This is a genomic window from Streptomyces sp. NPDC057694 (assembly GCF_042799415.1).
Classification (GTDB): domain Bacteria; phylum Actinomycetota; class Actinomycetes; order Streptomycetales; family Streptomycetaceae; genus Streptomyces.
Window position 1 is genome coordinate 241,548 of the sequence record NZ_JBHVIX010000003.1, and the last position, 25,506, is coordinate 267,053.

General features: G+C 67.6%; 34 protein-coding genes. 31 read left to right on the forward strand and 3 right to left on the reverse strand.

What is annotated here, in order from left to right:
• The first annotated feature begins 3 nt into the window (after window positions 1-3).
• From rplP to ACFVDP_RS11015, 26 genes are all read left to right on the forward strand, one after another.
• Complete coding sequence (gene rplP / locus ACFVDP_RS10890; protein WP_055553500.1) at window positions 4-423, forward strand: 50S ribosomal protein L16; 420 nt, start codon at window positions 4-6, stop codon at window positions 421-423.
• Window positions 423-647 (forward strand): 50S ribosomal protein L29, encoded by a 225-nt coding sequence (rpmC, locus tag ACFVDP_RS10895; RefSeq protein WP_010036720.1) that lies wholly within the window; start codon window positions 423-425, stop codon window positions 645-647. The genes rplP and rpmC overlap by 1 nt, the downstream gene beginning before the upstream one ends.
• Window positions 647-931, forward strand: a complete 285-nt coding sequence (rpsQ, locus tag ACFVDP_RS10900; protein ID WP_111663851.1) for a 30S ribosomal protein S17 — start codon at window positions 647-649, stop codon at window positions 929-931. Before rpmC ends, rpsQ begins: the two co-directional genes overlap by 1 nt.
• Before the next feature lie 105 nt (window positions 932-1,036).
• A complete protein-coding gene (gene rplN / locus ACFVDP_RS10905) occupies window positions 1,037-1,405 on the forward strand; it encodes a 50S ribosomal protein L14 (RefSeq protein WP_003974257.1) in 369 nt (122 codons plus the stop codon).
• 2 nt (window positions 1,406-1,407) lie between these two features.
• On the forward strand, window positions 1,408-1,731 hold the full coding sequence (gene rplX / locus ACFVDP_RS10910; protein ID WP_016645174.1) for a 50S ribosomal protein L24: 324 nt from the start codon (window positions 1,408-1,410) through the stop codon (window positions 1,729-1,731).
• Window positions 1,731-2,288 (forward strand): 50S ribosomal protein L5, encoded by a 558-nt coding sequence (gene rplE, locus ACFVDP_RS10915; protein ID WP_383486663.1) that lies wholly within the window; start codon window positions 1,731-1,733, stop codon window positions 2,286-2,288. The genes rplX and rplE overlap by 1 nt, the downstream gene beginning before the upstream one ends.
• A 5-nt stretch (window positions 2,289-2,293) precedes the next feature.
• The gene (locus ACFVDP_RS10920; RefSeq protein ID WP_003956452.1) at window positions 2,294-2,479 is read left to right on the forward strand and encodes a type Z 30S ribosomal protein S14; all 186 of its coding nucleotides are present in this window, start codon (window positions 2,294-2,296) and stop codon (window positions 2,477-2,479) included.
• A 227-nt stretch (window positions 2,480-2,706) separates the two neighbouring features.
• A complete protein-coding gene (rpsH, locus tag ACFVDP_RS10925) occupies window positions 2,707-3,105 on the forward strand; it encodes a 30S ribosomal protein S8 (protein ID WP_361716660.1) in 399 nt (132 codons plus the stop codon).
• 25 nt (window positions 3,106-3,130) lie between these two features.
• Window positions 3,131-3,670 carry a 50S ribosomal protein L6 gene (gene rplF, locus ACFVDP_RS10930; protein ID WP_383486666.1) on the forward strand — a complete coding sequence of 180 codons (540 nt, stop codon included), beginning with the start codon at window positions 3,131-3,133 and terminating at the stop codon, window positions 3,668-3,670.
• Window positions 3,671-3,673: 3 nt separating this feature from the next.
• Window positions 3,674-4,057, forward strand: coding sequence for a 50S ribosomal protein L18 (rplR, locus tag ACFVDP_RS10935; RefSeq protein ID WP_018528362.1), 384 nt, complete (start codon window positions 3,674-3,676; stop codon window positions 4,055-4,057).
• A gap of 63 nt (window positions 4,058-4,120) precedes the next feature.
• Entirely contained in the window at window positions 4,121-4,726 is a 606-nt protein-coding gene (gene rpsE, locus ACFVDP_RS10940) for a 30S ribosomal protein S5 (protein WP_356491262.1), read from the forward strand.
• Complete coding sequence (rpmD, locus tag ACFVDP_RS10945) at window positions 4,726-4,905, forward strand: 50S ribosomal protein L30 (protein WP_013001408.1); 180 nt, start codon at window positions 4,726-4,728, stop codon at window positions 4,903-4,905. The genes rpsE and rpmD overlap by 1 nt, the downstream gene beginning before the upstream one ends.
• Before the next feature lie 2 nt (window positions 4,906-4,907).
• Window positions 4,908-5,363 carry a 50S ribosomal protein L15 gene (rplO, locus tag ACFVDP_RS10950; protein ID WP_383486672.1) on the forward strand — a complete coding sequence of 152 codons (456 nt, stop codon included), beginning with the start codon at window positions 4,908-4,910 and terminating at the stop codon, window positions 5,361-5,363.
• 237 nt (window positions 5,364-5,600) lie between these two features.
• Window positions 5,601-6,914: a preprotein translocase subunit SecY gene (gene secY / locus ACFVDP_RS10955; protein ID WP_383486675.1), complete on the forward strand. Its 1,314-nt coding sequence runs from the start codon at window positions 5,601-5,603 to the stop codon at window positions 6,912-6,914.
• Entirely contained in the window at window positions 6,914-7,561 is a 648-nt protein-coding gene (locus ACFVDP_RS10960) for an adenylate kinase (RefSeq protein ID WP_383486678.1), read from the forward strand. The genes secY and ACFVDP_RS10960 overlap by 1 nt, the downstream gene beginning before the upstream one ends.
• 112 nt (window positions 7,562-7,673) lie before the next feature.
• Entirely contained in the window at window positions 7,674-8,510 is an 837-nt protein-coding gene (map, locus tag ACFVDP_RS10965; protein WP_383486680.1) for a type I methionyl aminopeptidase, read from the forward strand.
• Window positions 8,511-8,860: 350 nt separating this feature from the next.
• Window positions 8,861-9,082 (forward strand): translation initiation factor IF-1, encoded by a 222-nt coding sequence (gene infA, locus ACFVDP_RS10970; RefSeq protein WP_003948620.1) that lies wholly within the window; start codon window positions 8,861-8,863, stop codon window positions 9,080-9,082.
• 59 nt (window positions 9,083-9,141) lie between these two features.
• Entirely contained in the window at window positions 9,142-9,255 is a 114-nt protein-coding gene (gene rpmJ, locus ACFVDP_RS10975) for a 50S ribosomal protein L36 (RefSeq protein ID WP_003974245.1), read from the forward strand.
• Window positions 9,256-9,469: 214 nt separating this feature from the next.
• Entirely contained in the window at window positions 9,470-9,850 is a 381-nt protein-coding gene (gene rpsM, locus ACFVDP_RS10980; protein ID WP_383486683.1) for a 30S ribosomal protein S13, read from the forward strand.
• 64 nt (window positions 9,851-9,914) lie between these two features.
• Window positions 9,915-10,319 (forward strand): 30S ribosomal protein S11, encoded by a 405-nt coding sequence (gene rpsK / locus ACFVDP_RS10985; protein ID WP_003948617.1) that lies wholly within the window; start codon window positions 9,915-9,917, stop codon window positions 10,317-10,319.
• Between the two features lie 131 nt (window positions 10,320-10,450).
• Window positions 10,451-11,473 carry a DNA-directed RNA polymerase subunit alpha gene (locus ACFVDP_RS10990; protein WP_003966937.1) on the forward strand — a complete coding sequence of 341 codons (1,023 nt, stop codon included), beginning with the start codon at window positions 10,451-10,453 and terminating at the stop codon, window positions 11,471-11,473.
• A 164-nt stretch (window positions 11,474-11,637) separates the two neighbouring features.
• Window positions 11,638-12,141 carry a 50S ribosomal protein L17 gene (rplQ, locus tag ACFVDP_RS10995; protein ID WP_383486686.1) on the forward strand — a complete coding sequence of 168 codons (504 nt, stop codon included), beginning with the start codon at window positions 11,638-11,640 and terminating at the stop codon, window positions 12,139-12,141.
• 98 nt (window positions 12,142-12,239) lie between these two features.
• Window positions 12,240-13,094, forward strand: coding sequence for a tRNA pseudouridine(38-40) synthase TruA (gene truA, locus ACFVDP_RS11000; protein WP_383486689.1), 855 nt, complete (start codon window positions 12,240-12,242; stop codon window positions 13,092-13,094).
• Between the two features lie 116 nt (window positions 13,095-13,210).
• On the forward strand, window positions 13,211-14,797 hold the full coding sequence (locus ACFVDP_RS11005; protein WP_383486692.1) for a glycosyltransferase family 2 protein: 1,587 nt from the start codon (window positions 13,211-13,213) through the stop codon (window positions 14,795-14,797).
• Entirely contained in the window at window positions 14,794-15,861 is a 1,068-nt protein-coding gene (locus tag ACFVDP_RS11010) for a glycoside hydrolase family 26 protein (protein WP_383486695.1), read from the forward strand. Before ACFVDP_RS11005 ends, ACFVDP_RS11010 begins: the two co-directional genes overlap by 4 nt.
• Entirely contained in the window at window positions 15,858-17,561 is a 1,704-nt protein-coding gene (locus ACFVDP_RS11015; protein ID WP_383486698.1) for a glycosyltransferase family 39 protein, read from the forward strand. Before ACFVDP_RS11010 ends, ACFVDP_RS11015 begins: the two co-directional genes overlap by 4 nt.
• 12 nt (window positions 17,562-17,573) lie before the next feature.
• Here ACFVDP_RS11015 and ACFVDP_RS11020 read toward each other — a convergent pair whose 3' ends face one another.
• Window positions 17,574-18,419, reverse strand: a complete 846-nt coding sequence (locus ACFVDP_RS11020) for a hypothetical protein (RefSeq protein WP_383486701.1) — start codon at window positions 18,417-18,419, stop codon at window positions 17,574-17,576.
• 306 nt (window positions 18,420-18,725) lie between these two features.
• On the opposite strand from ACFVDP_RS11020, the gene rplM reads away from it, so the two are divergent.
• The 3 genes from rplM to glmM all read left to right on the forward strand — a co-directional run bounded on the left by rplM (window position 18,726) and on the right by glmM (window position 21,191).
• The gene (rplM, locus tag ACFVDP_RS11025) at window positions 18,726-19,169 is read left to right on the forward strand and encodes a 50S ribosomal protein L13 (RefSeq protein ID WP_383486704.1); all 444 of its coding nucleotides are present in this window, start codon (window positions 18,726-18,728) and stop codon (window positions 19,167-19,169) included.
• A 44-nt stretch (window positions 19,170-19,213) separates the two neighbouring features.
• A complete protein-coding gene (rpsI, locus tag ACFVDP_RS11030) occupies window positions 19,214-19,729 on the forward strand; it encodes a 30S ribosomal protein S9 (protein WP_111663862.1) in 516 nt (171 codons plus the stop codon).
• 103 nt (window positions 19,730-19,832) lie between these two features.
• A complete protein-coding gene (gene glmM, locus ACFVDP_RS11035; protein WP_383486708.1) occupies window positions 19,833-21,191 on the forward strand; it encodes a phosphoglucosamine mutase in 1,359 nt (452 codons plus the stop codon).
• 61 nt (window positions 21,192-21,252) lie between these two features.
• Here the strand turns inward: glmM and ACFVDP_RS11040 are convergent, their stop codons facing one another.
• Both ACFVDP_RS11040 and coaA read right to left on the reverse strand, forming a co-directional pair.
• Window positions 21,253-22,182, reverse strand: a complete 930-nt coding sequence (locus tag ACFVDP_RS11040) for a DUF389 domain-containing protein (protein ID WP_383486710.1) — start codon at window positions 22,180-22,182, stop codon at window positions 21,253-21,255.
• Between the two features lie 34 nt (window positions 22,183-22,216).
• Window positions 22,217-23,215 carry a type I pantothenate kinase gene (coaA, locus tag ACFVDP_RS11045; RefSeq protein ID WP_383486713.1) on the reverse strand — a complete coding sequence of 333 codons (999 nt, stop codon included), beginning with the start codon at window positions 23,213-23,215 and terminating at the stop codon, window positions 22,217-22,219.
• Window positions 23,216-23,392: 177 nt separating this feature from the next.
• Between coaA and ACFVDP_RS11050 the strand changes: the two genes are divergently transcribed.
• A complete protein-coding gene (locus ACFVDP_RS11050; RefSeq protein ID WP_383486716.1) occupies window positions 23,393-23,632 on the forward strand; it encodes a hypothetical protein in 240 nt (79 codons plus the stop codon).
• A 31-nt stretch (window positions 23,633-23,663) separates the two neighbouring features.
• Window positions 23,664-25,505 carry a glutamine--fructose-6-phosphate transaminase (isomerizing) gene (glmS, locus tag ACFVDP_RS11055; RefSeq protein ID WP_383486718.1) on the forward strand — a complete coding sequence of 614 codons (1,842 nt, stop codon included), beginning with the start codon at window positions 23,664-23,666 and terminating at the stop codon, window positions 25,503-25,505.
• Window position 25,506 lies beyond the last annotated feature (1 nt).

Sequence of the window (25,506 nt, forward strand, 5' to 3'; positions counted from 1 at the left end):
GAAATGCTGATCCCCCGTAGGGTCAAGCACCGCAAGCAGCACCACCCGAAGCGCAGCGGTATGTCCAAGGGTGGCACGCAGGTTGCGTTCGGTGAGTACGGCATTCAGGCCCTCACCCCGGCGTACGTGACGAACCGTCAGATCGAGGCCGCTCGTATCGCCATGACGCGTCACATCAAGCGTGGCGGCAAGGTCTGGATCAACATTTACCCGGACCGTCCCCTCACCAAGAAGCCTGCCGAGACCCGCATGGGTTCCGGTAAGGGTTCGCCGGAGTGGTGGATCGCCAACGTCAAGCCCGGACGCGTCATGTTCGAGCTGTCGTACCCCAACGAGAAGATCGCGCGTGAAGCCCTGACTCGTGCGGCCCACAAGCTGCCGATGAAGTGCAAGATCGTTAAGCGCGAAGCAGGTGAGGCGTGATGTCGGCCGGGACCAAGGCGTCCGAGCTGCGCGAGCTGGGCAACGAGGAGCTTCTCAACAAGCTCCGCGAGGCCAAGGAAGAGCTGTTCAACCTCCGCTTCCAGGCGGCGACCGGTCAGCTCGAGAACCACGGCCGGCTCAAGGCCGTCCGCAAGGACATCGCGCGGATCTACACCCTCATGCGTGAGCGCGAGCTGGGCATCGAGACGGTGGAGAGCGCCTGATGAGCGAGAAGACTGTGACTGAAGAGACTGCCGCCCGCGGCTTCCGCAAGACCCGTGAGGGTCTGGTCGTCAGCGACAAGATGGACAAGACCGTCGTCGTCGCTGTCGAGGACCGCGTCAAGCACGCCCTGTACGGCAAGGTCATCCGCCGTACGAACAAGCTCAAGGCGCACGACGAGCAGAACGCTGCCGGCGTCGGCGACCGTGTCCTCCTCATGGAGACGCGTCCGCTGTCGGCGACCAAGCGCTGGCGCGTCGTCGAGATCCTCGAGAAGGCCAAGTAATTCTCTGAGGGGTATCCCTCAGGGTTCGTTCCGCCAGGCTCGGTGCAGAAGCGCTAGTCACTAGCGCTTCTGCACCGGGAACCGGCAGACAAACAGGAGATAGACGTGATCCAGCAGGAGTCGCGACTGCGTGTCGCCGACAACACGGGTGCGAAGGAAATTCTCACCATCCGTGTTCTCGGTGGCTCGGGTCGCCGCTACGCGGGCATCGGTGACGTCATCGTCGCCACCGTCAAGGACGCGATCCCCGGTGGCAACGTGAAGAAGGGTGACGTCGTCAAGGCGGTCATCGTTCGCACCGTCAAGGAGCGCCGCCGTCCGGACGGCTCGTACATCCGCTTCGACGAGAACGCCGCTGTCATTCTCAAGAACGACGGCGACCCTCGTGGCACCCGTATCTTCGGCCCGGTGGGCCGTGAGCTGCGCGAGAAGAAGTTCATGAAGATCATCTCGCTCGCGCCGGAGGTGCTGTAAGCATGAAGATCAAGAAGGGCGACCTGGTCCAGGTCATCACCGGTAAGGACAAGGGCAAGCAGGGCAAGGTCATTGCCGCTTACCCGCGCGACGAGCGTGTCCTGGTCGAGGGTGTCAACCGGGTCAAGAAGCACACCAAGGCCGGCCCCACGGCCTCCGGCTCGCAGGCCGGTGGCATTGTCACGACCGAGGCCCCCGTCCACGTCTCCAACGTCCAGCTGGTCGTGGAGAAGGACGGCAACAAGGTTGTGACGCGCGTCGGTTACCGCTTCGACGACGAAGGCAACAAGATCCGCGTTGCCAAGCGGACGGGTGAGGACATCTGATGACGACCACCACTTCCCCGCGTCTGAAGCAGAAGTACCGCGACGAGATCAAGGGCAAGCTGCAGGAAGAGTTCTCGTACGAGAACGTCATGCAGATCCCCGGTCTGGTCAAGATCGTGGTCAACATGGGTGTCGGTGACGCTGCGCGTGACTCGAAGCTCATGGACGGTGCTGTCCGCGACCTGACCACCATCACGGGTCAGAAGCCGGCCATCACCAAGGCCCGCAAGTCCATCGCGCAGTTCAAGCTGCGTGAGGGCCAGCCGATCGGTGCCCACGTCACGCTCCGTGGCGACCGCATGTGGGAGTTCCTGGACCGCACCCTGTCGCTCGCGCTGCCGCGCATCCGCGACTTCCGTGGTCTGTCCCCCAAGCAGTTCGACGGCCGTGGCAACTACACCTTCGGTCTCACCGAGCAGGTCATGTTCCACGAGATCGACCAGGACAAGATCGACCGCGTCCGGGGTATGGACATCACCGTGGTCACCACGGCGACCAACGACGCTGAGGGCCGCGCGCTCCTTCGTCACCTCGGCTTCCCGTTCAAGGAGGCGTAAGCGAGATGGCGAAGAAGGCTCTCATCGCGAAGGCTGCCCGCAAGCCCAAGTTCGGCGTGCGCGCGTACACCCGCTGCCAGCGCTGCGGTCGTCCGCACTCTGTTTACCGCAAGTTCGGCCTGTGCCGCGTGTGCCTTCGTGAGATGGCTCACCGTGGCGAGCTGCCGGGCGTGACCAAGAGCTCCTGGTAGTCACCTGCTGCCCCTTGGGGCACAGGCGATTGTCCGGATCTCTCGGTAAGTAAGGGGTCGGCAGAGGCACCTGCTCTCATGGCTTAGGCTAGGAGGGTTGGGCGCGCTCTGCCGCCCTCACCGACTTACTACGCCGTAGGTCCCCGCGCCGCACCCGTCCCGCCCCTGTGTGGGGAGAGGGATGGCGCATACAGGAAACCCCGGCGAGAGAGGCCGAAGGCCAATTCATGACCATGACTGATCCGATCGCAGACATGCTTACGCGTCTGCGGAACGCGAACTCGGCGTACCACGACACCGTGGCTATGCCGCACAGCAAGATCAAGTCGCACATCGCCGAGATCCTCCAGCAGGAGGGTTTCATCACCGGCTGGAAGGTCGAGGACGCCGAAGTCGGCAAGAACCTCGTCCTGGAGCTGAAGTTCGGCCCGAACCGTGAGCGTTCGATCGCCGGCATCAAGCGAATCTCCAAGCCGGGTCTGCGCGTTTACGCGAAGTCCACCAACCTGCCGAAGGTCCTCGGCGGCCTGGGCGTGGCGGTCATCTCCACGTCGCACGGTCTCCTGACCGGCCAGCAGGCAGGCAAGAAGGGCGTGGGTGGGGAAGTCCTCGCCTACGTCTGGTAGCGGAAGGGAACAGGAGGAAACAGCTATGTCGCGTATTGGCAAGCTCCCCATCACGGTTCCCGCCGGCGTGGACGTCACCATCGACGGCCAGACGGTCACGGTCAAGGGCTCCAAGGGCACCCTGGCTCACACCGTCGTGGCGCCGATCGAGATCGCCAAGGGCGAGGACGGCGTCCTGAACGTCACCCGCCCCAACGACGAGCGTCAGAACAAGGCCCTGCACGGCCTGTCCCGCACGCTGGTGGCGAACATGATCACCGGCGTGACCACGGGTTACGTGAAGAAGCTCGAGATCAGCGGTGTCGGTTACCGCGTCCTGGCGAAGGGCTCCAACCTGGAGTTCTCGCTCGGCTACAGCCACTCGATCACGGTCGAGGCGCCCGAGGGCATCTCGTTCAAGGTCGAGTCGCCGACCAAGTTCTCGGTCGAGGGCATCGACAAGCAGAAGGTCGGCGAGGTTGCGGCCAACATCCGCAAGCTGCGCAAGCCCGACCCGTACAAGGCCAAGGGCGTCAAGTACGAAGGCGAAGTCATCCGCCGCAAGGTCGGAAAGGCGGGTAAGTAAGCCATGGCATACGGTCAGAAGATTGCTAAGGGCGACGCTTACAAGCGTGCTGCCATCAAGCGGCGTCACATCCGTATCCGTAAGCACATCTCGGGTACGGCTGAGCGTCCGCGCCTGGTCGTGACGCGCTCGAACCGCAACATCGTGGCCCAGGTCATCGACGACGTTAAGGGTCACACCCTCGCGTCGGCTTCGACCCTGGACACCTCGATCCGCGGTGGCGAGGGCGACAAGTCCGCACAGGCCAAGTCGGTCGGCGCCCTGGTTGCCGAGCGCGCCAAGGCCGCCGGTGTCGAGGCTGTCGTGTTCGACCGTGGTGGTAACCAGTACGCCGGGCGCATCGCCGCTCTGGCGGACGCCGCCCGCGAAGCCGGCCTGAAGTTCTGAGGCCCCGTCGCGCAGCGACTTATGTCACTGCGTAGCTAGCGGAAAAAGAGAGAGGTTAATCCAATGGCTGGACCCCAGCGCCGCGGAAGCGGTGCCGGTGGCGGCGAGCGGCGGGACCGGAAGGGTCGCGACGGTGGCGCTGCCGCCGAGAAGACCGCATACGTTGAGCGCGTTGTCGCGATCAACCGCGTCGCCAAGGTTGTCAAGGGTGGCCGTCGCTTCAGCTTCACCGCGCTCGTCGTGGTGGGCGACGGTGACGGCACCGTAGGTGTCGGTTACGGCAAGGCGAAGGAGGTGCCGGCCGCCATCGCCAAGGGTGTTGAGGAGGCCAAGAAGCACTTCTTCAAGGTCCCCCGTATCCAGGGCACCATCCCGCACCCGATCACGGGCGAGAAGGCCGCGGGCGTCGTCCTGCTCAAGCCTGCTTCCCCCGGTACCGGCGTTATCGCCGGTGGCCCGGTGCGTGCTGTGCTCGAGTGCGCCGGCGTTCACGACATCCTGTCGAAGTCGCTCGGTTCGTCGAACGCGATCAACATCGTGCACGCGACCGTGGAGGCCCTCAAGGGCCTGCAGCGTCCCGAGGAGATCGCGGCTCGCCGTGGTCTGCCCCTCGAGGACGTCGCCCCCGCGGCCCTGCTTCGTGCACGTGCAGGGGCCGGTGCTGCGTAATGGCACAGCTCAAGATCACGCAGACGAAGTCGTACATCGGCAGCAAGCAGAACCACCGTGACACCCTGCGCTCCCTTGGTCTCAAGGGCATCAACACGCAGGTCGTCAAGGAGGACCGCCCCGAGTTCCGCGGCATGGTGCACACCGTCCGCCACCTCGTGACGGTTGAGGAGGTCTGATCATGGCGGAGAACAACCCGCTGAAGATCCACAACCTCCGTCCGGCTCCCGGCGCCAAGACCGCCAAGACCCGTGTTGGTCGTGGTGAGGCGTCGAAGGGTAAGACGGCCGGTCGTGGTACCAAGGGCACGAAGGCCCGTTACCAGGTTCCGGAGCGCTTCGAGGGTGGCCAGATGCCCCTCCACATGCGTCTTCCGAAGCTCAAGGGCTTCCGGAACCCCTTCAAGGTCGAGTTCCAGGTCGTGAACCTGGACAAGCTCACCTCGCTGTACCCCGAGGGTGGCGAAGTCACCGTCGAGGGTCTGGTGGAGAAGGGTGCTGTCCGCAAGAACAGCCTCGTCAAGGTCCTCGGCCAGGGCGAGATCACCGTGGCGCTGCAGGTGACGGTCGATGCCGTCTCCGGCTCCGCCAAGGAGAAGATCACCGCCGCGGGCGGTACGGTCACCGAGCTCGTCTGAGTCCATCGGACGACGTCTCGATGACGTGAACGATCCCTACCGGGGATACCCCACAAAAGGGGTATCCCCGGTTGGTCGTTCCTAGGGGGGCAGGTACGCCGGTAAGGTGGCGTCCGCTGTTAATTTCTGGGATCCGTGTGCCCCCGGCACCAATCGCGGAGCTTGACCGTTACGTATTCGTCGAATCCTCAAGACCGTCACCTCTGACGCACGCGCGCGGGGGTCGCAGGAGGCACCGTGCTCACCGCGTTCGCCCGGGCGTTCAAGACGCCCGACCTGCGCAAGAAGCTGCTCTTCACGTTGGGCATCATCGTGATCTACCGGCTCGGGGCGCACATCCCGATCCCCGGTGTGGACTACACGAGTGTCCAGACGTGCATGGACCAGTCCAGTTCCACCACCGGCCTGTTCGGTCTGGTCAACATGTTCAGTGGTGGCGCGCTGTTGCAGATCACGGTCTTCGCGCTCGGCATCATGCCGTACATCACCGCGAGCATCATTCTGCAGCTGCTCACTGTGGTGATCCCGCGTCTGGAGGCCCTCAAGAAGGAGGGTCAGGCCGGTACGGCGAAGATCACGCAGTACACGCGCTACCTGACCGTGGCTCTTGCCATCCTTCAGGGCACCGGCCTGGTGGCCACCGCCCGTACCGGCGCACTCTTCCAGGGCTGCTCGGTCGCGAGTCAGATCGTGCCCGACCAGTCGATCTTCATCACCGTCACCATGGTCATCGTCATGACCGCCGGCACCTGCGTGATGATGTGGCTCGGTGAGCTGATCACCGACCGCGGCATCGGCAACGGCATGTCGATCCTCATGTTCATCTCCATCGCCGCCAGCTTCCCGGCGTCGCTGTGGGCCATCAAGCAGCAGGGCTCGCTGGCCGACGGCTGGATCGAGTTCGGCACCGTCATCCTCGTCGGCCTGGTCATGGTCGGCCTGGTGGTCTTCGTCGAGCAGGCCCAGCGCCGTATCCCGGTCCAGTACGCGAAGCGCATGATCGGCCGCCGGTCCTACGGCGGTACGTCTACGTACATCCCGCTCAAGGTGAACCAGGCGGGTGTGATCCCTGTCATCTTCGCCTCGTCGCTCCTCTACATCCCGGCACTCGTCGCTCAGTTCGCGGGCGGCAACTCCAGCTGGAAGCTGTGGATCGACGACCACCTGACCAAGGGAAATCACCCGATTTACATCGTCACGTACTTCCTCCTGATCGTTTTCTTCGCGTTCTTCTACGTGGCGATCTCGTTCAACCCCGAGGAAGTCGCGGACAACATGAAGAAGTATGGTGGCTTCATCCCGGGCATCCGGGCTGGCCGACCGACCGCTGAGTACCTTTCGTACGTGCTCAACCGGATCACCTGGCCGGGTTCGCTGTACTTGGGTCTGATCGCTCTCGTACCGACGATGGCGTTGGTTGGTTTCGGGGCAAGCCAGAACTTCCCCTTCGGCGGCACCAGCATCCTGATCATCGTGGGTGTGGGGCTGGAGACGGTGAAGCAGATCGAGAGCCAGCTCCAGCAGCGCAATTACGAAGGGTTCCTCCGCTGATGCGAATCGTCCTCGTCGGGCCGCCCGGTGCTGGCAAGGGAACGCAGGCCGCGTTTCTCGCCCAGAACCTGTCGATCCCGCACATCTCCACGGGCGACCTCTTCCGTGCCAACATCAGCAAGGGCACGGATCTCGGCAAGCAGGCGAAGTCCTTTATGGACGCGGGCCAGCTGGTACCGGACGAGGTCACCATCGGGATGGCCAAGGACCGCATGGAGCAGCAGGACGCCGTGAACGGCTTCCTGCTCGACGGCTTCCCTCGCAACGTCTCGCAGGCCGAGGCGCTCGACGTCGCCCTCAAGGCCGACGATGTGAAGCTGGACGCGGTTCTGGACCTGGAGGTCCCCGAGGACGAGGTGGTCAAGCGCATCGCCGGCCGCCGCATCTGCCGTAACGACTCGGCGCACGTCTTCCATGTCGCCTACAAGCAGCCCGAGGCCGAGGGCGTCTGTGACGTCTGCGGTGGCGAGCTGTACCAGCGCGACGACGACAAGGAAGAGACCGTCCGCAAGCGGCTCGAGGTCTACCACACGCAGACCGAGCCGATCATCGACTACTACCGGGAGCAGGGGCTCGTCGTGACGATCTCCGCCCTCGGCAAGGTCGAGGAGGTCACGGCGCGGGCCATGGAGGCCCTGGGACGCTAGTCCCGTCGCACGTCTGTACGTGGCTGAGGCCGCGGTTCCCCGTCCGGGGGGCCGCGGCCTTAGTGTTGGTGTACGTACACCTCGTACCGGATGACGGAGAGCGCAGGCCCCCATGGTGCAGATCAAGACCCCCGACCAGATTCGCAAGATGCGGGAGGCGGGGCTTGTCGTCGCGGCGATCCACGCCGCGACCCGTGAGGCGGCCGTGCCCGGCGCCACCACCAAGGACCTGGACGAGGTGGCCCGCAAGGTGCTCGACGAGCACGGCGCGAAGTCGAACTTCCTGGGTTACGGCGGATTCCCCGCCACCATCTGCACCTCGAAGAACGAGGTGGTGGTGCACGGCATCCCCAGCGAGAAGGTCGTCCTGGAGGACGGCGACATCATCTCCATCGACTGCGGCGCGATCGTGGACGGCTGGCACGGCGACGCCGCGTACACCGCGTTCGTCGGCTCGGGTCACGCACCGGAGCTGCTCGAGCTGTCCCGGGTGACCGAGGAGTCCATGTGGGCCGGGATCGCCGCGATGAAGACCGGTAACCGGCTGGTGGACGTCTCCCGCGCGATCGAGACGTACATCCGCCGCCAGCCCAAGCCCGGCGGCGGCAAGTACGGGATCGTCGAGGACTACGGCGGCCACGGCATCGGCACCGAGATGCACATGGACCCGCACCTCCTGAACTACGTCGAGCGCCGCCGCGGCAAGGGCCCGAAGCTGGTCCCCGGCTTCTGCCTCGCCATCGAGCCCATGGTCGCCCTGGGCACCCCGCGCACCGCGGTCCTGGAGGACGACTGGACCGTGGTCTCGACGGACGGCACCTGGTCCTCCCACTGGGAGCACTCGGTCGCGGTGACGGAGGAGGGCCCGCTGGTGCTCACTTCTCCGGATGGCGGCAAGGCGAAGCTGGCGGAGATGGGGATTACGGCCGCGCCGGATCCGCTGGCCTGACGGCGACGTTGCGCCCGGGTCGCCGGTCGGAGGCCGGCGCAGCCCCTCGAAGCTTGTGAGGCGCCCCGGCGCCGATCCCGCGAGAGGGGCGTCGGGGACAGGTCGGTGGCAGGGCGAAGCTGGCGGAGATGGGGATTACGGCCGCGCCGGATCCGCTGGCGTGATCGTTGTCTGTCGGGGAGATGAAATAACGCCCGAGTGGCGGGCTTAGTGATCTCTCTGGTAGGGGAGAATCCCTGGATTCGTCTTTCCGGGGGTACTGACGTAGACTGACGCGTCGGCTCTCGTGTATTGGCATGTCTGCATGCGAAGCGAGAGTCGATCAAGGTAGTCGATTCGAAGGGCGAAGCGTGGCCAAGAAGCAAGGTGCCATCGAGATCGAGGGCACTGTCGTCGAGTCTCTTCCGAACGCCATGTTCAAGGTCGAGCTCCAGAACGGCCACCAGGTCCTGGCACACATCAGCGGCAAGATGCGCATGCACTACATCCGTATCCTCCCTGACGACCGGGTCGTGGTGGAGCTGTCTCCGTACGACCTGACGCGTGGCCGGATCGTCTACCGGTACAAGTAGATCTTGCCCGAGTCCCGCTTCCTGCGGGCCGCCGGCAACTGACCCGGAGAACCTCACCCATGAAGGTCAAGCCGAGCGTCAAGAAGATCTGCGACAAGTGCAGGGTGATCCGCCGTCACGGCCGGGTCATGGTGATCTGCGACAACCCGCGCCACAAGCAGCGCCAGGGCTGACGCACGACTGACCTGCAGTTCGTTCGCAGAGATTCGCGCGACGCACGCAACACATTGAGTACACACGCAGGACCCGCCGGCGGTGGATCACTTCACCGTGGCGACACCTTCAGTCGGAGGCTGAGGACCCAGTTCGTACCGCACTTCCCCTTCGGGGGGCCGGCGACTGGGAGTGGTTCTGTTACAGACCTCCGAATATCAACAGGAGCCATGAATGGCACGCGTTGAAGGCGTTGACCTCCCGCGCGAAAAGCGCATCGAGGTCGCCCTGACCTACGTGTTCGGCATCGGGCGTACGCGCGCCCAGCAGACGCTGGACACGGTCGGTATCGACCGCAACATCCGCGTTCGTGACCTGAGCGAGGAAGACCTCGTCAAGATCCGCGAGTACGTGGACCAGAACTTCCAGACCGAGGGTGACCTCCGTCGCGAGATCCAGGCCGACATCCGCCGCAAGGTCGAGATCGGCTGCTACCAGGGTCTGCGCCACCGTCGTGGTCTGCCGGTCCGCGGCCAGCGCACCAGCACGAACGCTCGTACCCGCAAGGGCCCGCGTCGCGCCATCGCCGGCAAGAAGAAGCCGGGCAAGAAGTAGTCCTCAGCGGACGCTTTTCAGCGGTCTTCGCTGTAGGACCGACCACCTCCCGTAGGAGAACGACATGCCCCCCAAGGGACGTCAGGGCGCTGCCAAGAAGGTGCGCCGCAAGGAAAAGAAGAACGTCGCTCACGGCCACGCGCACATCAAGAGCACGTTCAACAACACGATCGTGTCCATCACGGACCCGACCGGCAACGTGATCTCGTGGGCCTCCGCCGGCCACGTCGGCTTCAAGGGTTCGCGTAAGTCGACCCCGTTCGCCGCGCAGATGGCTGCCGAGTCGGCCGCCCGCCGCGCGCAGGAGCACGGCATGCGCAAGGTCGACGTGTTCGTCAAGGGCCCGGGCTCGGGTCGCGAGACCGCCATCCGTTCGCTTCAGGCGACCGGTCTTGAGGTCGGCTCCATCCAGGACGTCACGCCCACCCCGCACAACGGCTGCCGTCCGCCCAAGCGCCGCCGCGTCTGATTCCGGTCAGTAACGCAGGCTGCTTGGTCTGAGGTTTTCGGGCGGTACGGCTCCTTCGGGTCGTGCCGCCCGTACCCTTGTAGTACTCAAGGGCATCAAATAGTGGGTGCCCATGACTGAAGGATCGCAACATGCTGATTGCTCAGCGTCCCTCGTTGACCGAAGAGGTCGTCGACGAGTTCCGCTCCCGGTTCGTCATCGAGCCGCTGGAGCCGGGCTTCGGCTACACCCTCGGCAACTCCCTCCGCCGGACTCTTCTGTCCTCGATCCCGGGTGCGGCCGTCACGTCCATCCGGATCGACGGTGTCCTGCACGAGTTCACCACCGTGCCGGGCGTCAAGGAAGACGTCACCGACCTCATCCTCAACATCAAGCAGCTGGTCGTCTCCTCGGAGCACGACGAGCCGGTCGTGATGTACCTGCGCAAGCAGGGCCCGGGTCTGGTCACCGCCGCCGACATCGCGCCCCCGGCCGGTGTCGAGGTGCACAACCCCGACCTCGTCCTCGCCACGCTCAACGGCAAGGGCAAGCTGGAGATGGAGCTGACCGTCGAGCGCGGTCGCGGCTACGTCTCCGCCGTCCAGAACAAGCAGGTCGGTCAGGAGATCGGGCGCATCCCGGTCGACTCGATCTACTCGCCGGTTCTGAAGGTCACGTACAAGGTCGAGGCCACGCGTGTCGAGCAGCGGACCGACTTCGACAAGCTGATCGTCGACGTCGAGACGAAGCAGGCCATGCGTCCCCGTGACGCCATGGCGTCGGCCGGTAAGACCCTGGTCGAGCTGTTCGGTCTCGCCCGCGAGCTGAACATCGACGCCGAGGGCATCGACATGGGTCCGTCCCCGACGGACGCCGCCCTGGCCGCCGATCTGGCGCTGCCGATCGAGGAGCTCGAGCTCACCGTTCGGTCGTACAACTGCCTCAAGCGCGAGGGCATCCACTCCGTGGGTGAGCTCGTCGCCCGCTCGGAGGCCGACCTGCTCGACATTCGCAACTTCGGTGCGAAGTCGATCGACGAGGTCAAGGCCAAGCTTGCCGGCATGGGCCTTGCGCTCAAGGACTCGCCTCCCGGGTTCGACCCGACCGCCGCCGCGGATGCCTTCGGCGCGGACGACGACGCCGACGCCGGGTTCGTCGAGACCGAGCAGTACTAAGAGCTCGGGACCGGCTGTTTGATTTCGGCTGCCGACCGGCTGTGGCTGGTCGCGCAGTTCCCCGCGCCCCTACGGGGCGCGGGGTCTCCGACGGGCAAACCTGCCCGCTCGGACACTGACCTCGGTACCTGATACGGCCGGGGCAGACACCAAGGAGAAACATCATGCCGAAGCCCGCCAAGGGTGCCCGTCTGGGCGGCAGCGCCGCGCACGAGAAGCTGCTTCTCGCGAACCTCGCGAAGTCGCTCTTCGAGCACGGCAAGATCACGACGACCGAGGCCAAGGCCCGTCGTCTGCGTCCGTACGCGGAGCGTCTGGTCACCAAGGCGAAGAAGGGCGACCTTCACAACCGCCGTCAGGTGCTCACGGTCATCACGGACAAGAGCGTCGTCCACACGCTCTTCACCGAGATCGGCCCGCGCTACGAGAACCGTCCGGGTGGCTACACCCGTATCACCAAGATCGGTAACCGCCGTGGCGACAACGCGCCCATGGCTGTCATCGAGCTGGTCGAGGCCCTGACGGTCGCGCAGCAGGCCACTGGTGAGGCCGAGGCCGCCACCAAGCGTTCCGCCAAGGACGCCGAGCCGAAGACCGAGGCCCCGGCCGAGGTCATCGAGGACGCCAAGCCGGCCGAGGCCGCCGCTGAGGAGTCCAAGGACGCCTAGTCGTCTGCCGGGGGCTGTGGGTACGTGCAGTTCCCCTTCGTTGCGGGTCCGTTCCTTTTCGGGGCGGGCCCGCTTCGCGTTGCTGAGAGGATTTTCGGGTGAGTGATGAAGCAGCGGACGGGTTCGTGCGCGTACGGCTCGATCTGAGTTACGACGGCAGCGACTTCTCCGGGTGGGCCAAGCAGGCCGGCGGGCGGCGGACCGTGCAGGGGGAGATCGAGAGCGCGCTGCGGACCGTGACCCGGTCGACGCGGACGTACGAGCTGACCGTGGCCGGACGCACCGATGCCGGGGTGCACGCGCGCGGGCAGGTGGCGCACGTCGATCTGCCGGAGGACGTGTGGGCCGAGCACTCGGAGAAGCTGCTCAAGCGGCTCGCCGGGCGGCTGCCCAAGGACGTACGGGTGTGGTCCGTGGCGCCCGCGCCGAGCGGGTTCAACGCGCGGTTCTCCGCCGTGTGGCGGCGGTACGCGTACCGCGTGACCGACCACCCGGGCGGCGTCGACCCGCTGCTGCGCGGGCACGTGCTGTGGCACGACTGGCCGCTGGACGTCGAGGCCATGAACGAAGCGGCGCAGCGGCTGCTCGGGGAGCACGACTTCGCCGCGTACTGCAAGCGCCGTGAGGGCGCCACCACCATCCGTACCCTGCAGCAGCTGAGCCTGGTGCGCGGGGAGGACGGGGTCGTCACCGCGACCGTGCGGGCCGACGCCTTCTGTCACAACATGGTGCGCTCGCTGATCGGCGCCCTGCTGTTCGTCGGCGACGGACACCGCACGCCTGAGTGGCCCGGCAAGGTGCTCGCCGCGGGCGTGCGGGACTCTGCGGTGCACGTGGTGCGGCCGCACGGGCTCACGCTGGAGGAGGTCGGCTACCCGGCCGACGAGCTGCTGGCCGCCCGGAACCTGGAGGCGCGCAACAAGCGGACGCTGCCGGGGGCGGGCTGTTGCTGAAGTAACTCGTGTACATCCCAGGCAACTTGGATATGCTTCCGCGATCCGGCCACGGGGAAACGAATGGGGTGGTCGGGTGACAATGCGGTTGTGCGGGACCTGGGGGGTTTCCGTCGATGGCTTCATTCGGCATGGTGCGGACCAGGGGGCGCCGCGCCGCACCGCGGTACGACGCTGAGCGGTTCGGGCTGCTCCCGCTGCCGCCCTCGGACAGGGAGAAGTACTCCTACACCCGTCGGCGGCTGTGGGTCCTGACGCTCGGCTCGCTCGTCAGCTTCACCTGCCTGGTGGTCAGCCAGATCGAACTGGCTTGGTCCGCACCGCTGTTGTGGGCGTACTTACCTCTTCTGCTCTTCAGCGTCGCCTACTACGTCGTGTCGCTGCGGGTGAATGGTTTCTCCCGGGACTTCGACCTCAAGGGGCACCGTCGGCTGGTGCGGAGCTGGCGGCCCGCGGACCATCCGTCCGTCGACGTCTTCCTGCCGGTGTGCGGAGAGCCGATCCAGGTGCTCCACAACACCTGGCGGCACGTGCGGGCGATGGCCGACCGCTACCCGGGCGTGTGCTCGCCGTTCGTCCTCGACGACAGTGCCAGTCCCGAACTGGCCGCCATGGCAAGGGACTTCGGGTTCCGTTACGGAGCCAGGGAGAACCGCGGCTGGTTCAAGAAGGCCGGCAATCTGCACTTCGGGTTCGGCCGGTCCGACGGCACGTACATCCTGATCCTGGACGCCGACTTCACCCCGCGCGCCGATCTGCTCCAGGAACTGCTGCCCTACCTGGAGTCCGACGACCGCGTCGGCATCGTGCAGTCGCCGCAGTTCTTCCGGGTGCTCGACTCGCAGAACTGGATAGAGCGCGGTGCCGGAGCCGTGCAGGAGCTGTTCTACCGGTCGGTGCAGGTGTCCCGGCAGGGCAGTGACGGCGCCATCTGCGTGGGCAGTTGTGCCGTGTACCGCCGGTCGGCCCTGGAGTCCAACGGCGGCAGCACCCTCATCGAGCACTCCGAGGACGTGCACACCGGGTTCGATCTGCGGGGCCTGGGCTGGGATCTGCGGTACGTGCCGGTCGCCCTGTCCACCGGGGTGTGCCCGGACACCGCGGGCGCGTTCTTCAACCAGCAGTACCGGTGGTGTTCGGGCTCCATGAGCCTGCTGGGCAGCGCCAAGTTCTGGCAGCGGAAGATCAGGCTGTCGACCCGGCTCTGTTACCTGTCCGGGTTCTTCTACTACATCCACACGGCGCTGTTCACCTTCGCCGTTCCCGTCGTTCCGCTGGTGCTGCTGCTCGTCCTGCCGGGCAAACTGCTGGCCGAGAACCTGCATCTGGTGCTGCCCAGCGTCCTCTACGCCACGATCGTCTTCCCGATGTGGCACAGGACGCCGTACCGCCTGGAGGCCTGGGCCGCCCGCATGATGTACGGCTGGGCGCACGTCTTCGCCATCTGGGACATCCTGCGCAAGAACCGCGCCGGCTGGCGGCCCACCGGCTCCTCCGGCGCGAAGAGGGACAAGACCCGCAGGTTCTGGATCGGCATGTGGGTGTGGAGCGGCGGCACCGCGGTGCTGTGGGTGGGCACCGCGGTCTGGCGGATGCTCACCATGAACGCCCCCGACTTCGCCCTGATCCTGTCCTCCGGTCTGTTCTACGCCCTCGTCGTGGGCCGGGTCCTCGTGCAGCCCAGAGCGGAGAGCGCCACGTGACACCGACCCGTACGACCAAGTCCCGTGCGACCAAGTCCCGTACGACCACGAAGGCGCTGCGCGGCGCGGGCCTGGTCCTGGCCGCGGTCCTCGCGCTCGGCGGCTGCTCCCTGGGCGGCGGCAACTCCGGCACGGAGCAGGGCGGTTCGGGACCGCGCGGCGGTGACGGCGGCCCGTCGGCGTCGTCGGCGGCCGAGGCACAGCCGCCCTACGACGTGACGCCGCTGCTCAAGCCCGCCAAGAAGTACTACGGCGCGGCCGTCGACGGCGCCCCGACCTCGATGAAGCCCGTCGAGGCGTACGCGAAACTGACCGGCAAGCGGCCCAACCTCGTCGAGTACTACGCGGCCTGGGGCGACGGCTTCGACGCCACCGGGGTGCGCAAGGCCTGGGACCTGGGCGCGCTGACGCTGATGTCCTGGGAGCCGTTCGACATCACGCTCGCCGACATCGCCGCGGGCAAGGGGGACCGGTACCTGACGTCGTACGCGGCCGCGGTGAAGAAGCTGAACCTGCCCGTCGTCATCGACTTCGCCGACGAGATGAACGGCAACTGGGAGAAGTGGGGCACCGAGCACGTCACCCCCCGGCAGTACGTCGCCGCCTGGCGGCACATCCACGACACGTTCGCCGACGTCGGCGCCTCGAACGTGATCTGGGCCTGGTCGCCGAACGTCGTCAACCCGATGCCGGACGTGCGTCTCGCGCCCTACTACCCGGGTGACGAGTACGTGGACTGGGTGGGCGTCGTCGGCTACTTCTCGGGTCCGGCGGCCACCTCGTTCGACGCCGTCTTCGGCCGGACGCTCAGGGAGGTCCGGAAGTTCAGCGCGAAGCCGGTGCTGCTCCTGGAGACGGCCGCGGACCCGGGGGCCCGGCGCAGCGCGGACGTGCGCCACCTGTTCGCGGGCGTCGAGGGCGACGACGACGTCATCGGGTTCGTCTGGTTCGACTACGACAAGCGGGCCGACTGGCGGCTGGAGGCGAGCCCGTCGGGCCTTCGGCAGTTCAGGAAGCTCGCCGCCGACGACCGCTTCGGCTTCGACGTCCGGGATCCGCGATGAACCCGGGCGGCGGCTCCTCCGTGCCCCAGCCGTATCGCGTGCCGCCCCTGCGCAGACCCGACGACGAGACGTACGCGCTGCGGACGGTGACGCCTGCGGTACCCGTCCAGCCCGGGCCCGGCCACGAGCAGCCCGGCCACGAGAAGGCCGGCCCCGGCTACGAGATACCGGAGACGCCCGAGGCGGGCTGGGACATGGCGGCCAGCCGCCGCCGGGCCTGGGTCAGCCGGGGCGTGCTGTTCCTGATCCTGGTGATCCAGGCGGTCCTGTCGCTGAGGCTGTCCAACACCGCGTTCCAGGACGAGGCGCTGTACCTGACCGCCGGGCACGCCGAGCTCGCCCACCTGCTCCACGGCACCGCGCTGCCGAAGGACTACGCGGCCTACTTCTCGGGGTCGCCGCAGCTGTACCCGGTGCTCGCGGCGCTGGTCGACGGGCGGTTCGGGCTGTCCGGGGCGCGCGCCCTGAGCCTCGTCCTGATGCTGGGCACCACCGGCCTGCTGTACACGATCACCCGGCGCCTCTTCAGCGAGCGGGCGGCGCTCGCCGCGGCCGGGCTGTTCGCCGTCATGCAGTCGACGACCGTCATGGGGCACTACGCGACGTACGACGCGATGGCGCTGTTCCTGCTCGCTCTGGCCACCTGGATCGTGGTGCGCACCGACCGGCTGCCCGCCGTCGCGGGGCTGCTCGCCGCTCCCGTCGCCGTGCTCGCCGTCGGTGTGAAGTACGCGTCCGCCCTGTACCTGCCGACGATCCTGGGGCTCGCGCTGCTGACGGCGTGGCCTCGGCGCGGCGCCGGATCCGCGATCCTCCGTGTGGTGCTGCTGGCGCTCGGCACCGGCGCACTGCTCGCCGCGGGCGCGCACGTGACCGACCTGCTCGCCGGTGTGCGGCAGACCACCACCGACCGCGCCCACGGCAGCGACAGCAGCCGCTACCTGCTGGAGCAGTCCGCCGAGTGGGGCGGCCTGATGTTCCTCACGGCGGTCGGCGGCGCGATCTCGTACGTGTGGCGCAGCCGGCTGAACGAGTCACCGCTCGCCCGCAGGCTCGGCAACCCCGGCCGGAGCCGGCGGCTGCTCCTCGGGCTGCTGCTGTGCGGCACCGCGCTGCTCGCGCCCGCCTACCAGATCCATCTGGCCACCGTGGTCTCGCTGTTCAAGCACATCGGGTTCGGCCTGTTCTTCGCGGCGCCCATGGCGGGCGTCGGCGTGACCCGGCTGATCGGCGCGCACTTCCGCCATCCGCAGCTCGGCATCCTGCTGTGGACGACCGCGCTCTGTCTGGGCATCCAGCAGGCGGACTGGCGTTTCGGTCTCTGGCCCGACTCCACGCGGATGATCCGGACGATCGCCCCGCGGGTGGACTCCGAGGGGCTCTATCTGAGCTCGACGCCCGAGGTCCCCGCCTATTACCTGCGCGAGAAGACCAGTCACCGGCAGTGGCAGAGCGTCTTCGGCATGGAGTACAAGGACGAGAAGGGCGGGTACCACGCCGGGGACGACGCCTACCGCGTCGCGGTCCGCGACGGCGCGTTCGACCTGATCGTCCTCGACGGGCTCACCAATCCCCGGGTCGACGACATCGTCGCGGCCGCGACCCGGGGGAACACCCACTACCGGCTGCTGGCCGAGCTGCCGTTCCGCAACTCCAGCGGCACCGGCCGGTACCGGATCTGGGTCAGGACCTCGAAGTGAGCCCCGGCGCGCTCAGCCCCGGGCGGCCGCCGAGGCCTGCGTCTCGCCGCGCTGCTTGATCCGCTGGAACGTGTACTCCTGGAGGTCGTCACCGAGCGCGAACAGGACGCTGTCCTTCTTGGTGGCGTCCGTGCCGTTGGTACGGCCGCCGTTGGTGAAGTACGCGTACCGGCCGACCGAGTTCGCGGTCTGGCGGCACACCGTCGTACGGCAGAACGTGGGGACGCCGGAGCCGGGCAGCGAGACGACCCCGCCGTCGAAGTCGTACTGCTCCTTGGCGCTGGTGGCCTGCGCCTTGCTGTCGAAGACCGCGACGCCGATGGTGACCGCCGAGCCGCTCTTGTAGTACGTGGCGCGGATCACCTGGGTGCAGTTGTTCTTCTTCAGGACGCCGGCCAGGCCCTTCTGCGCGGCGGCGGTGCAGTCGGCGCTGCGGCTCGTGGCACCCTTCGTGTACGTGTTGCCACCGAACGTGAGCGTCTTGCCGGGGAACAGGGTGTCCGCGCTGAGCGGTGCCGTGTCCTTGGCGGCGCTGTCGATGAAGTCGTTGGGGTCCAGCGGCGGTGCCGCGGACGTCGGCTCGAAGGTCGGCTGCTCGGTCTTGTCCTCGCTCGGGATGTCCGCGGTGCTCGGCAGCTGGTCGGCCGGCTTGTTCCCGGCGTTGCTGCTCTTGTTCGCCGAGACGATCCCCCAGGCCACCACCGATCCCACGGCGAGAGTCGCGACCGCGGCGACGCCGATCAGCAGCCAGCGGCGCTTGCGAGCGCGTGTCTCCGAGGCCTCGGCGAGCGCCGCCCAGTCCGGAGCGTTTCCGTTGTCATTGGGCCCCCACTGGGGTCCCCCCTGCCCGAAGCTCATGGGGCGCATCTTAAACGTGGTACATGAGTGCTGGGGGAGGGGTGTGGCGGAGCGTTATCCTGGAGGCTTCGGCCAGGGCGGAGCCGGGCCGCGTTTTGACCCGTACGGGGCGGCGTGGGTATTCTGCCTAGTCGTTATGTGTATCGGCTTGCTCATTCTCATGTGAGAAGCCATTGCACAGGTTCCCTGGAGCAGTTTCCAGTGGGCGGCATACGGGCGCTGAACCCGGCACTGTCGTCCCCAACTGCACGATCGCTTCAGTGATGCCATGTTCAGCACCCATCCACTGAAGAAGAAGGCTGCTAAGTGCGTACGTACAGCCCTAAGCCCGGCGATGTGACTCGCCAGTGGCACGTCATCGACGCGCAGGACATCGTCCTGGGCCGTCTGGCCACCACCGCCGCCATCCTCCTGCGCGGCAAGCACAAGCCCGTCTATGCCCCGCACATGGACATGGGTGACTTCGTCGTCATCATCAACGCCGACAAGGTGCACCTGTCCGGCAACAAGAAGACCCAGAAGATGGCGTACCGCCACTCCGGCTTCCCGGGTGGTCTGCGCTCCGTCCGTTACGACGAGCTTCTGTCGAAGAACCCCGAGAAGGCCGTCGAGAAGGCCATCAAGGGCATGCTCCCGAAGAACACGCTCGGCCGTCAGATGCTCTCGAAGCTGAAGGTCTACTCGGGCGACACGCACCCGCACGCTGCCCAGCAGCCGGTGCCGTTCGAGATCACTCAGGTCGCGCAGTAGTTCCGGCCACACCCCCAAAGACAGAAAAGAATCTGAGGAGCATCGTGGCCGAGACCACCGCCGAGACGCCGGTCGAAGAGATCGTCGACGTCGAGAGCTACACCACCGAGTCGGACGCGCCTGTCGAGGGCGAGTACACCTCGGAGTCCAACCCCGCCCGCTTCGGCGACCCGCAGCCGGCCGCCGGCCTGGGCCGTCGCAAGAACGCCATCGCGCGCGTTCGCATCGTGCCGGGCACGGGCAAGTGGAAGGTCAACGGGCGCACGCTCGAGGACTACTTCCCGAACAAGGTCCACCAGCAGGAAGTCAACGAGCCCTTCAAGGTGCTCGAGCTGGACGGCCGCTACGACGTCATCGCCCGCATCTCGGGTGGCGGCGTCTCCGGTCAGGCCGGTGCCCTGCGCCTCGGCGTGGCCCGCGCGCTGAACGAGGCGGACGTGGACAACAACCGCCCGGCGCTCAAGAAGGCCGGTTACCTCAAGCGTGACGACCGTGCGGTCGAGCGCAAGAAGGCCGGTCTCAAGAAGGCCCGCAAGGCCCCGCAGTACAGCAAGCGCTAAATCTCGCTGCCTGCTTGTTTTTCCCGTTCGCCCCGGCGGCACTTCGCGTGCTGCCGGGGCGTTCGGCTTATGGTCGACTTGTTTTCAGTTCGGAGGACACCAAGTGGGACGACTCTTCGGCACGGACGGTGTGCGCGGCGTGGCCAACGCCGACCTGACCGCCGAGATGGCGCTCGGTCTGTCGGTCGCCGCGGCGCACGTACTCGGCGAGGCCGGTTCGTTCGAGGGGCACCGGCCCGTCGCGGTCGTCGGCCGAGATCCGCGCGCCTCGGGCGAGTTCCTGGAGGCCGCGGTCGTCGCGGGCCTGGCGAGCGCGGGTGTCGACGTCCTGCGGGTCGGCGTGCTGCCCACCCCCGCGGTGGCGTATCTCACCGGCGCGCTGGGCGCCGACCTCGGCGTGATGCTCTCCGCGAGCCACAACGCCATGCCGGACAACGGCATCAAGTTCCTCGCGCGCGGCGGCCACAAGCTGGACGACGTCCTGGAGGACCGCATCGAGACGATCTACCAGGAGCACCGCACCGGCGCTCCGTGGGACCGTCCGACGGGTGCCGGGGTCGGCCGCGTGAAGTCGTACGACGAGGGGCTCGACCAGTACATCGCGCACCTGGTGGGCGTGCTGCCGAACCGGCTCGAGGGCCTGAAGATCGTGCTCGACGAGGCGCACGGCGCGGCCTTCCGGGTCTCGCCCGAGGCGTTCACGCGGGCCGGGGCCGAGATCATCACCATCGGCGCCGACCCCGACGGGCTCAACATCAACGACGGGTGCGGCTCGACCCACCTGGACCTGCTGAAGGCCGCCGTCGTCGAGCAGGGCGCCGACTTCGGCATCGCGCACGACGGGGACGCCGACCGCTGCCTCGCCGTGGACCACACCGGGTCCGAGGTCGACGGCGACCAGATCATCGCCGTGCTGTCGCTGGCGATGAAGGAGCGGGGCGCGCTGCGCCACGACACCGTTGTCGCGACCGTCATGTCGAACCTCGGTCTGAAGCTGGCCATGGAGCGCGCGGGCATCACGCTCGTCCAGACCGCGGTCGGTGACCGGTACGTGCTGGAGAACATGAAGGAGCACGGGTACGCGCTGGGCGGTGAGCAGTCCGGGCACGTGATCGTGCTGGACCACGCGACCACCGGTGACGGCACGCTCACCGGGCTGCTGCTCGCCGCGCGGGTCGCGCAGACCGGTCGTTCGCTCCGGGACCTCGCGTCCGTCATGGAGCGGCTGCCGCAGGTGCTCATCAATGTGCCGGACGTGGACAAGGCGCGGGTCGGGTCGGCGCCGGAGATCGCTGCCGCTGTGGCGGACGCCGAGGGGGAACTCGGGTCCACCGGGCGGGTGTTGCTTCGGTCCTCGGGGACCGAGCCTCTGGTGCGGGTGATGGTTGAGGCTGCTGATATCGAGCAGGCTCGGGCTGTCGCGGGGCGGCTTGCCGATGTGGTGAAGTCGGTGCTGGGGTGACTCCCCGGTTGTCGGTCGGGTGACGGCCGGTGGCCGCTTCTCGCGCAGTTCCCCGCGCCCCTTACGGGGCGCTTCGCTGCCTCGCCCAGAAGGCCTTCTGGGCGAGGAGCGTCAGGGTGCCCGCCACCACGATGCCTACCAGGTTCAGCAGGAGTTGTTCTGTTGAGCCCCAGGCCTGGCGGTACTCGTTGTAGCTGAAGGCCACCGCCGCGTTCGCCGCCGCCGGGACCGTCGTCACCGAGATGGCGACGCCGACCAGGGCGCCCGACTTCGCCGAGGTGAGCGAGAGGGTGCCCGCGGCGCCCGCGAGGACGGCCACGACGAACGAGAACCAGTCCGGGTTGAAGATGAAGCTGGTGTTCGGGCGGTCCGCCTCCAGCTGGGCGCGGCTGAACAGGTCGACCGCGTCCATGAAGTAGCTGAAGCCCACCGCCACCACCATCGACACCGCGAAGCCGACGAGCAGCGCGGTCATCGCCCGCAGGGCCAGCCGCGGGGCGCGTCGCACCAGGGCCGTGCACAGACCGGCGACCGGGCCGAAGTCGGGGCCGACGGCCATCGCGCCGACGATCAGGATCGCGTTGTCGAGCACCACACCGCAGGCCGCGATCATGGTGGCGATCACCATGAAGGCCAGGTAGGTCACGGAGAGCGTGGACTCCTCGTGCGTGGCCTCGGCGAGCTGGTCCCACAGGACCGCGTCCGCGCCCTCGCCCGGTGCGTCGTCCTCCGCCCTGTCGGCGCGCCGGGAGAGCGAGAGGTCGATGTTCTCGACGGCGATCGACCCGGACTCGTCGATGCCCAACTCCCTGAGCCCCGCGAGGAGTTCGTCGCCGGCCTCGCGGGCGACGTCGCACATGACGACATCGCCCATCGGGTCGCGTGCCGCGCCCGTCAGCACCGCGAGGTGCGTGGTGCCGACCGTCTTCTCGATCAGGCGCACCACGTCGTCCGTGGTGGCGGCCGGGGTGATCAGGCGCAGATGCAGCATGGCGCCTTTCTAACAGCCCCGGCCGGCCGCCTGCCTACAGCTTGCGCAGGCGCAGTCGCTGGACCTTGTGGTCCGGGCCCTTGGTGATGACCAGGTTGGCTCGGCCGCGGGTGGGGGCCACGTTCTCCAGGAGGTTGACGCGGTTGACGGTGCGCCAGGTGGAGCGGGCGTAGTCGAGTGCCTCCTCCTCCGAGACCTGGGTGTACTTCTGGAAGTACGAGGACGGGTTCTGGAAGGCGGTCGCGCGCAGCTTCTTGAAGCGGTTGAGGTACCAGCGCTGGATGTCCTCCTCGCGCGCGTCCACGTACACACTGAAGTCGAAGAAGTCGGCGAGGCCGACCCGGGTGCGGCCGTCCTTGCCGGGCAGGGCGGGCTGGAGCACGTTGATGCCCTCGACGATGAGGATGTCGGGGCGGCGCACGACGAGTCGCTCGTCCGGCACGATGTCGTAGATCAGGTGCGAGTAGACCGGCGCCGTCACCTCGTCCTTGCCGGCCTTGATGTCGGCGACGAACCGGGTCAGGGCGCGCCGGTCGTACGACTCGGGGAAGCCCTTGCGCGCCATCAGGCCGCGGGCCTGGAGCTCTTTGGTGGGCAGCAGGAAGCCGTCGGTGGTGACGCGCTCGACGCGCGGGTGCTCGGGCCAGCGCGACAGCAGCGCCTGGAGGAGGCGGGCGACGGTCGACTTGCCGACCGCCACCGAACCCGCGACCCCTATGACGAAGGGCGTGCCGGACTGCGAGCCCTTCTTGCCGGCGTCGCCGAGGAAGGTGTTGAGCGCGCTGCGCAGTCCGTCGGTGGCGCCGACGTAGAGGTTCAGCAGGCGGGAGAGCGGGAGGTAGATGTCCCGCACCTCGTCGAGGTCGATGACGTCACCGAGGCCGCGCAGCCGCTCCAGCTCCTCGGCGGTCAGGGGCAGCGGAGTCTTGTCGCGCAGGGCGCTCCACTCGCCGCGGGTGAGGTCGACGTAGGGAGTCGCCTCCGGCCTGTGCCGGTGGGCGCTCCGCAGGTTTTCGGAGACCGGAGAGATCACAGTCCATTGTTACGGCTGTGTGGCAGGTCGTGGAGGTGGGGTACGTCACGCCGGGTGGCCCTTCCCCTTCCCGCCGTCACAGGTCGTGCACACCTGTGGACCTGAGGTGGGGGTGGCGCCTACGTTCGAAGGACCTGCGGGACAGAGCCGGTCCCGTGGGCCGGGAGGTAAGGCGCGATGTCCGTACTCCGGGTGCCCGCGTTCGTCCGTACGTGGGTGGGAGCGGGTCGGGACGAGGACGAGTGGGCCGGGCGTGTCCGCAGTGAGCTGGCGGACGAGCTGCCGGACGAGGACATAGGCGAGGACCTCGACGACTGCCTCGACCTGTACGAGATGGGGAGCAAGCCGCGCTGCGAGGAGGCCGAGTACCTCGGCATGGTGCAGGACGCGCGGGACCGGATCGCGTGGGGGCACTGATCGGCGTGGACACGGGCCTACCCTGCCCTGTATGTGCGGAATCGTGGGATACGTAGGTTCACAGTCGGCTCATGACGTGGTGCTGGCCGGGCTCAAGCGCCTTGAGTACCGGGGGTACGACTCGGCGGGGATCGCGGTCCTCGCGGACGGTTCGCTGGCCTCGGTGAAGAAGGCCGGCAAGCTCGCCAATCTGGAGAAGGCCCTGGTGGACCGGCCGCTGCCGGCCGGGTCCACGGGCATCGGGCACACCCGCTGGGCCACCCACGGCGGCCCCACGGACGCCAACGCGCACCCGCATCTGGACAACGCGTCGCGGGTCGCCGTCGTCCACAACGGGATCATCGAGAACTTCGCGGCCCTGCGCGACGAGCTGGCCGAGCGCGGGCACGTACTCGTCTCCGAGACGGACACCGAGGTCGTCGCGCATCTGCTCGGCGAGGAGTTCGAGGGGGACCTGGCGGAGGCGATGCGGCGGGTCTGCCGTCGTCTGGAGGGCGCGTTCACGCTGGTCGCGGTGCACGCGGACGCGCCGGACGTGGTGGTGGGGGCGCGCCGGAACTCGCCGCTGGTGGTGGGCGTCGGGGAGGGTGAGGCGTTCCTTGCGTCGGACGTGGCGGCGTTCATCGCGCACACCCGCTCGGCGATCGAGCTGGGGCAGGACCAGGTCGTCGAGCTGCGCCCCGACACGGTGACGGTGACCGACTTCGACGGGCGTGCGGCCGACGTGCGCAGGTACCACATCGACTGGGACGCCTCGGCCGCCGAGAAGGGCGGCTACGACTACTTCATGCTCAAGGAGATCGCCGAGCAGCCGAAGGCCGTCGCGGACACCCTGCTCGGACGCATCGGGGCCGAGGGGCAGCTGACGCTGGACGAGCTGCGGATCCCTGCGCAGGTGCTGCGGATGGTCGACAAGGTCGTGATCGTGGCGTGCGGGACGGCGTTCCACGCCGGGCTGATCGCCAAGTACGCCATCGAGCACTGGACCCGGATCCCGTGCGAGGTCGAGCTGGCGAGCGAGTTCCGCTACCGGGACCCGATCCTCGACGCGCGTTCCCTCGTCATCGCGATCTCGCAGTCCGGCGAGACCATGGACACGCTGATGGCGCTGCGGCACGCGCGCGAGCAGGGCGCGACGGTGCTGGCCATCTGCAACACGAACGGTTCGACGATCCCGCGCGAGTCGGACGCGGTCCTCTACACCCACGCGGGTCCCGAGGTGGCCGTCGCCTCGACGAAGGCGTTCCTGACGCAGCTGGTCGCCTGCTATCTGGTCGCGCTGTACCTGGGTCAGGTGCGGGGCACCAAGTGGGGCGACGAGATCCTGGCCGTCGTACGGGAGCTGGGCCGGATGTCCGAGGAGGTCGAGCGGGTCCTGGAGACCATGGAGCCGGTGCGCGAGCTGGCGCGTTCGCTGGCCGGGCAGGACACCGTGCTGTTCCTCGGGCGGCACGTCGGGTATCCCGTGGCCCTCGAAGGCGCCCTGAAGCTCAAGGAGCTGGCGTACATGCACGCCGAGGGGTTCGCGGCGGGGGAGCTGAAGCACGGGCCGATCGCGCTCATCGAGGACGGGGTGCCGGTGGTGGTCGTCGTGCCGTCGCCGCGCGGCCGTTCCGTCCTCCACGACAAGATCGTCTCCAACATCCAGGAGATCCGGGCGCGCGGGGCGCGGACCATCGTCATCGCCGAGGAGGGCGACGAGGCCGTCGTCCCCTACGCCGATCACCTGGTGCGGGTGCCGGCCACGCCGACGCTGTTGCAGCCGCTGGTGGCCACGGTGCCGTTGCAGGTGTTCGCGTGCGAGCTGGCCACGGCGCGGGGGAACGAGGTGGATCAGCCTCGGAACCTGGCGAAGTCGGTGACCGTGGAGTAGG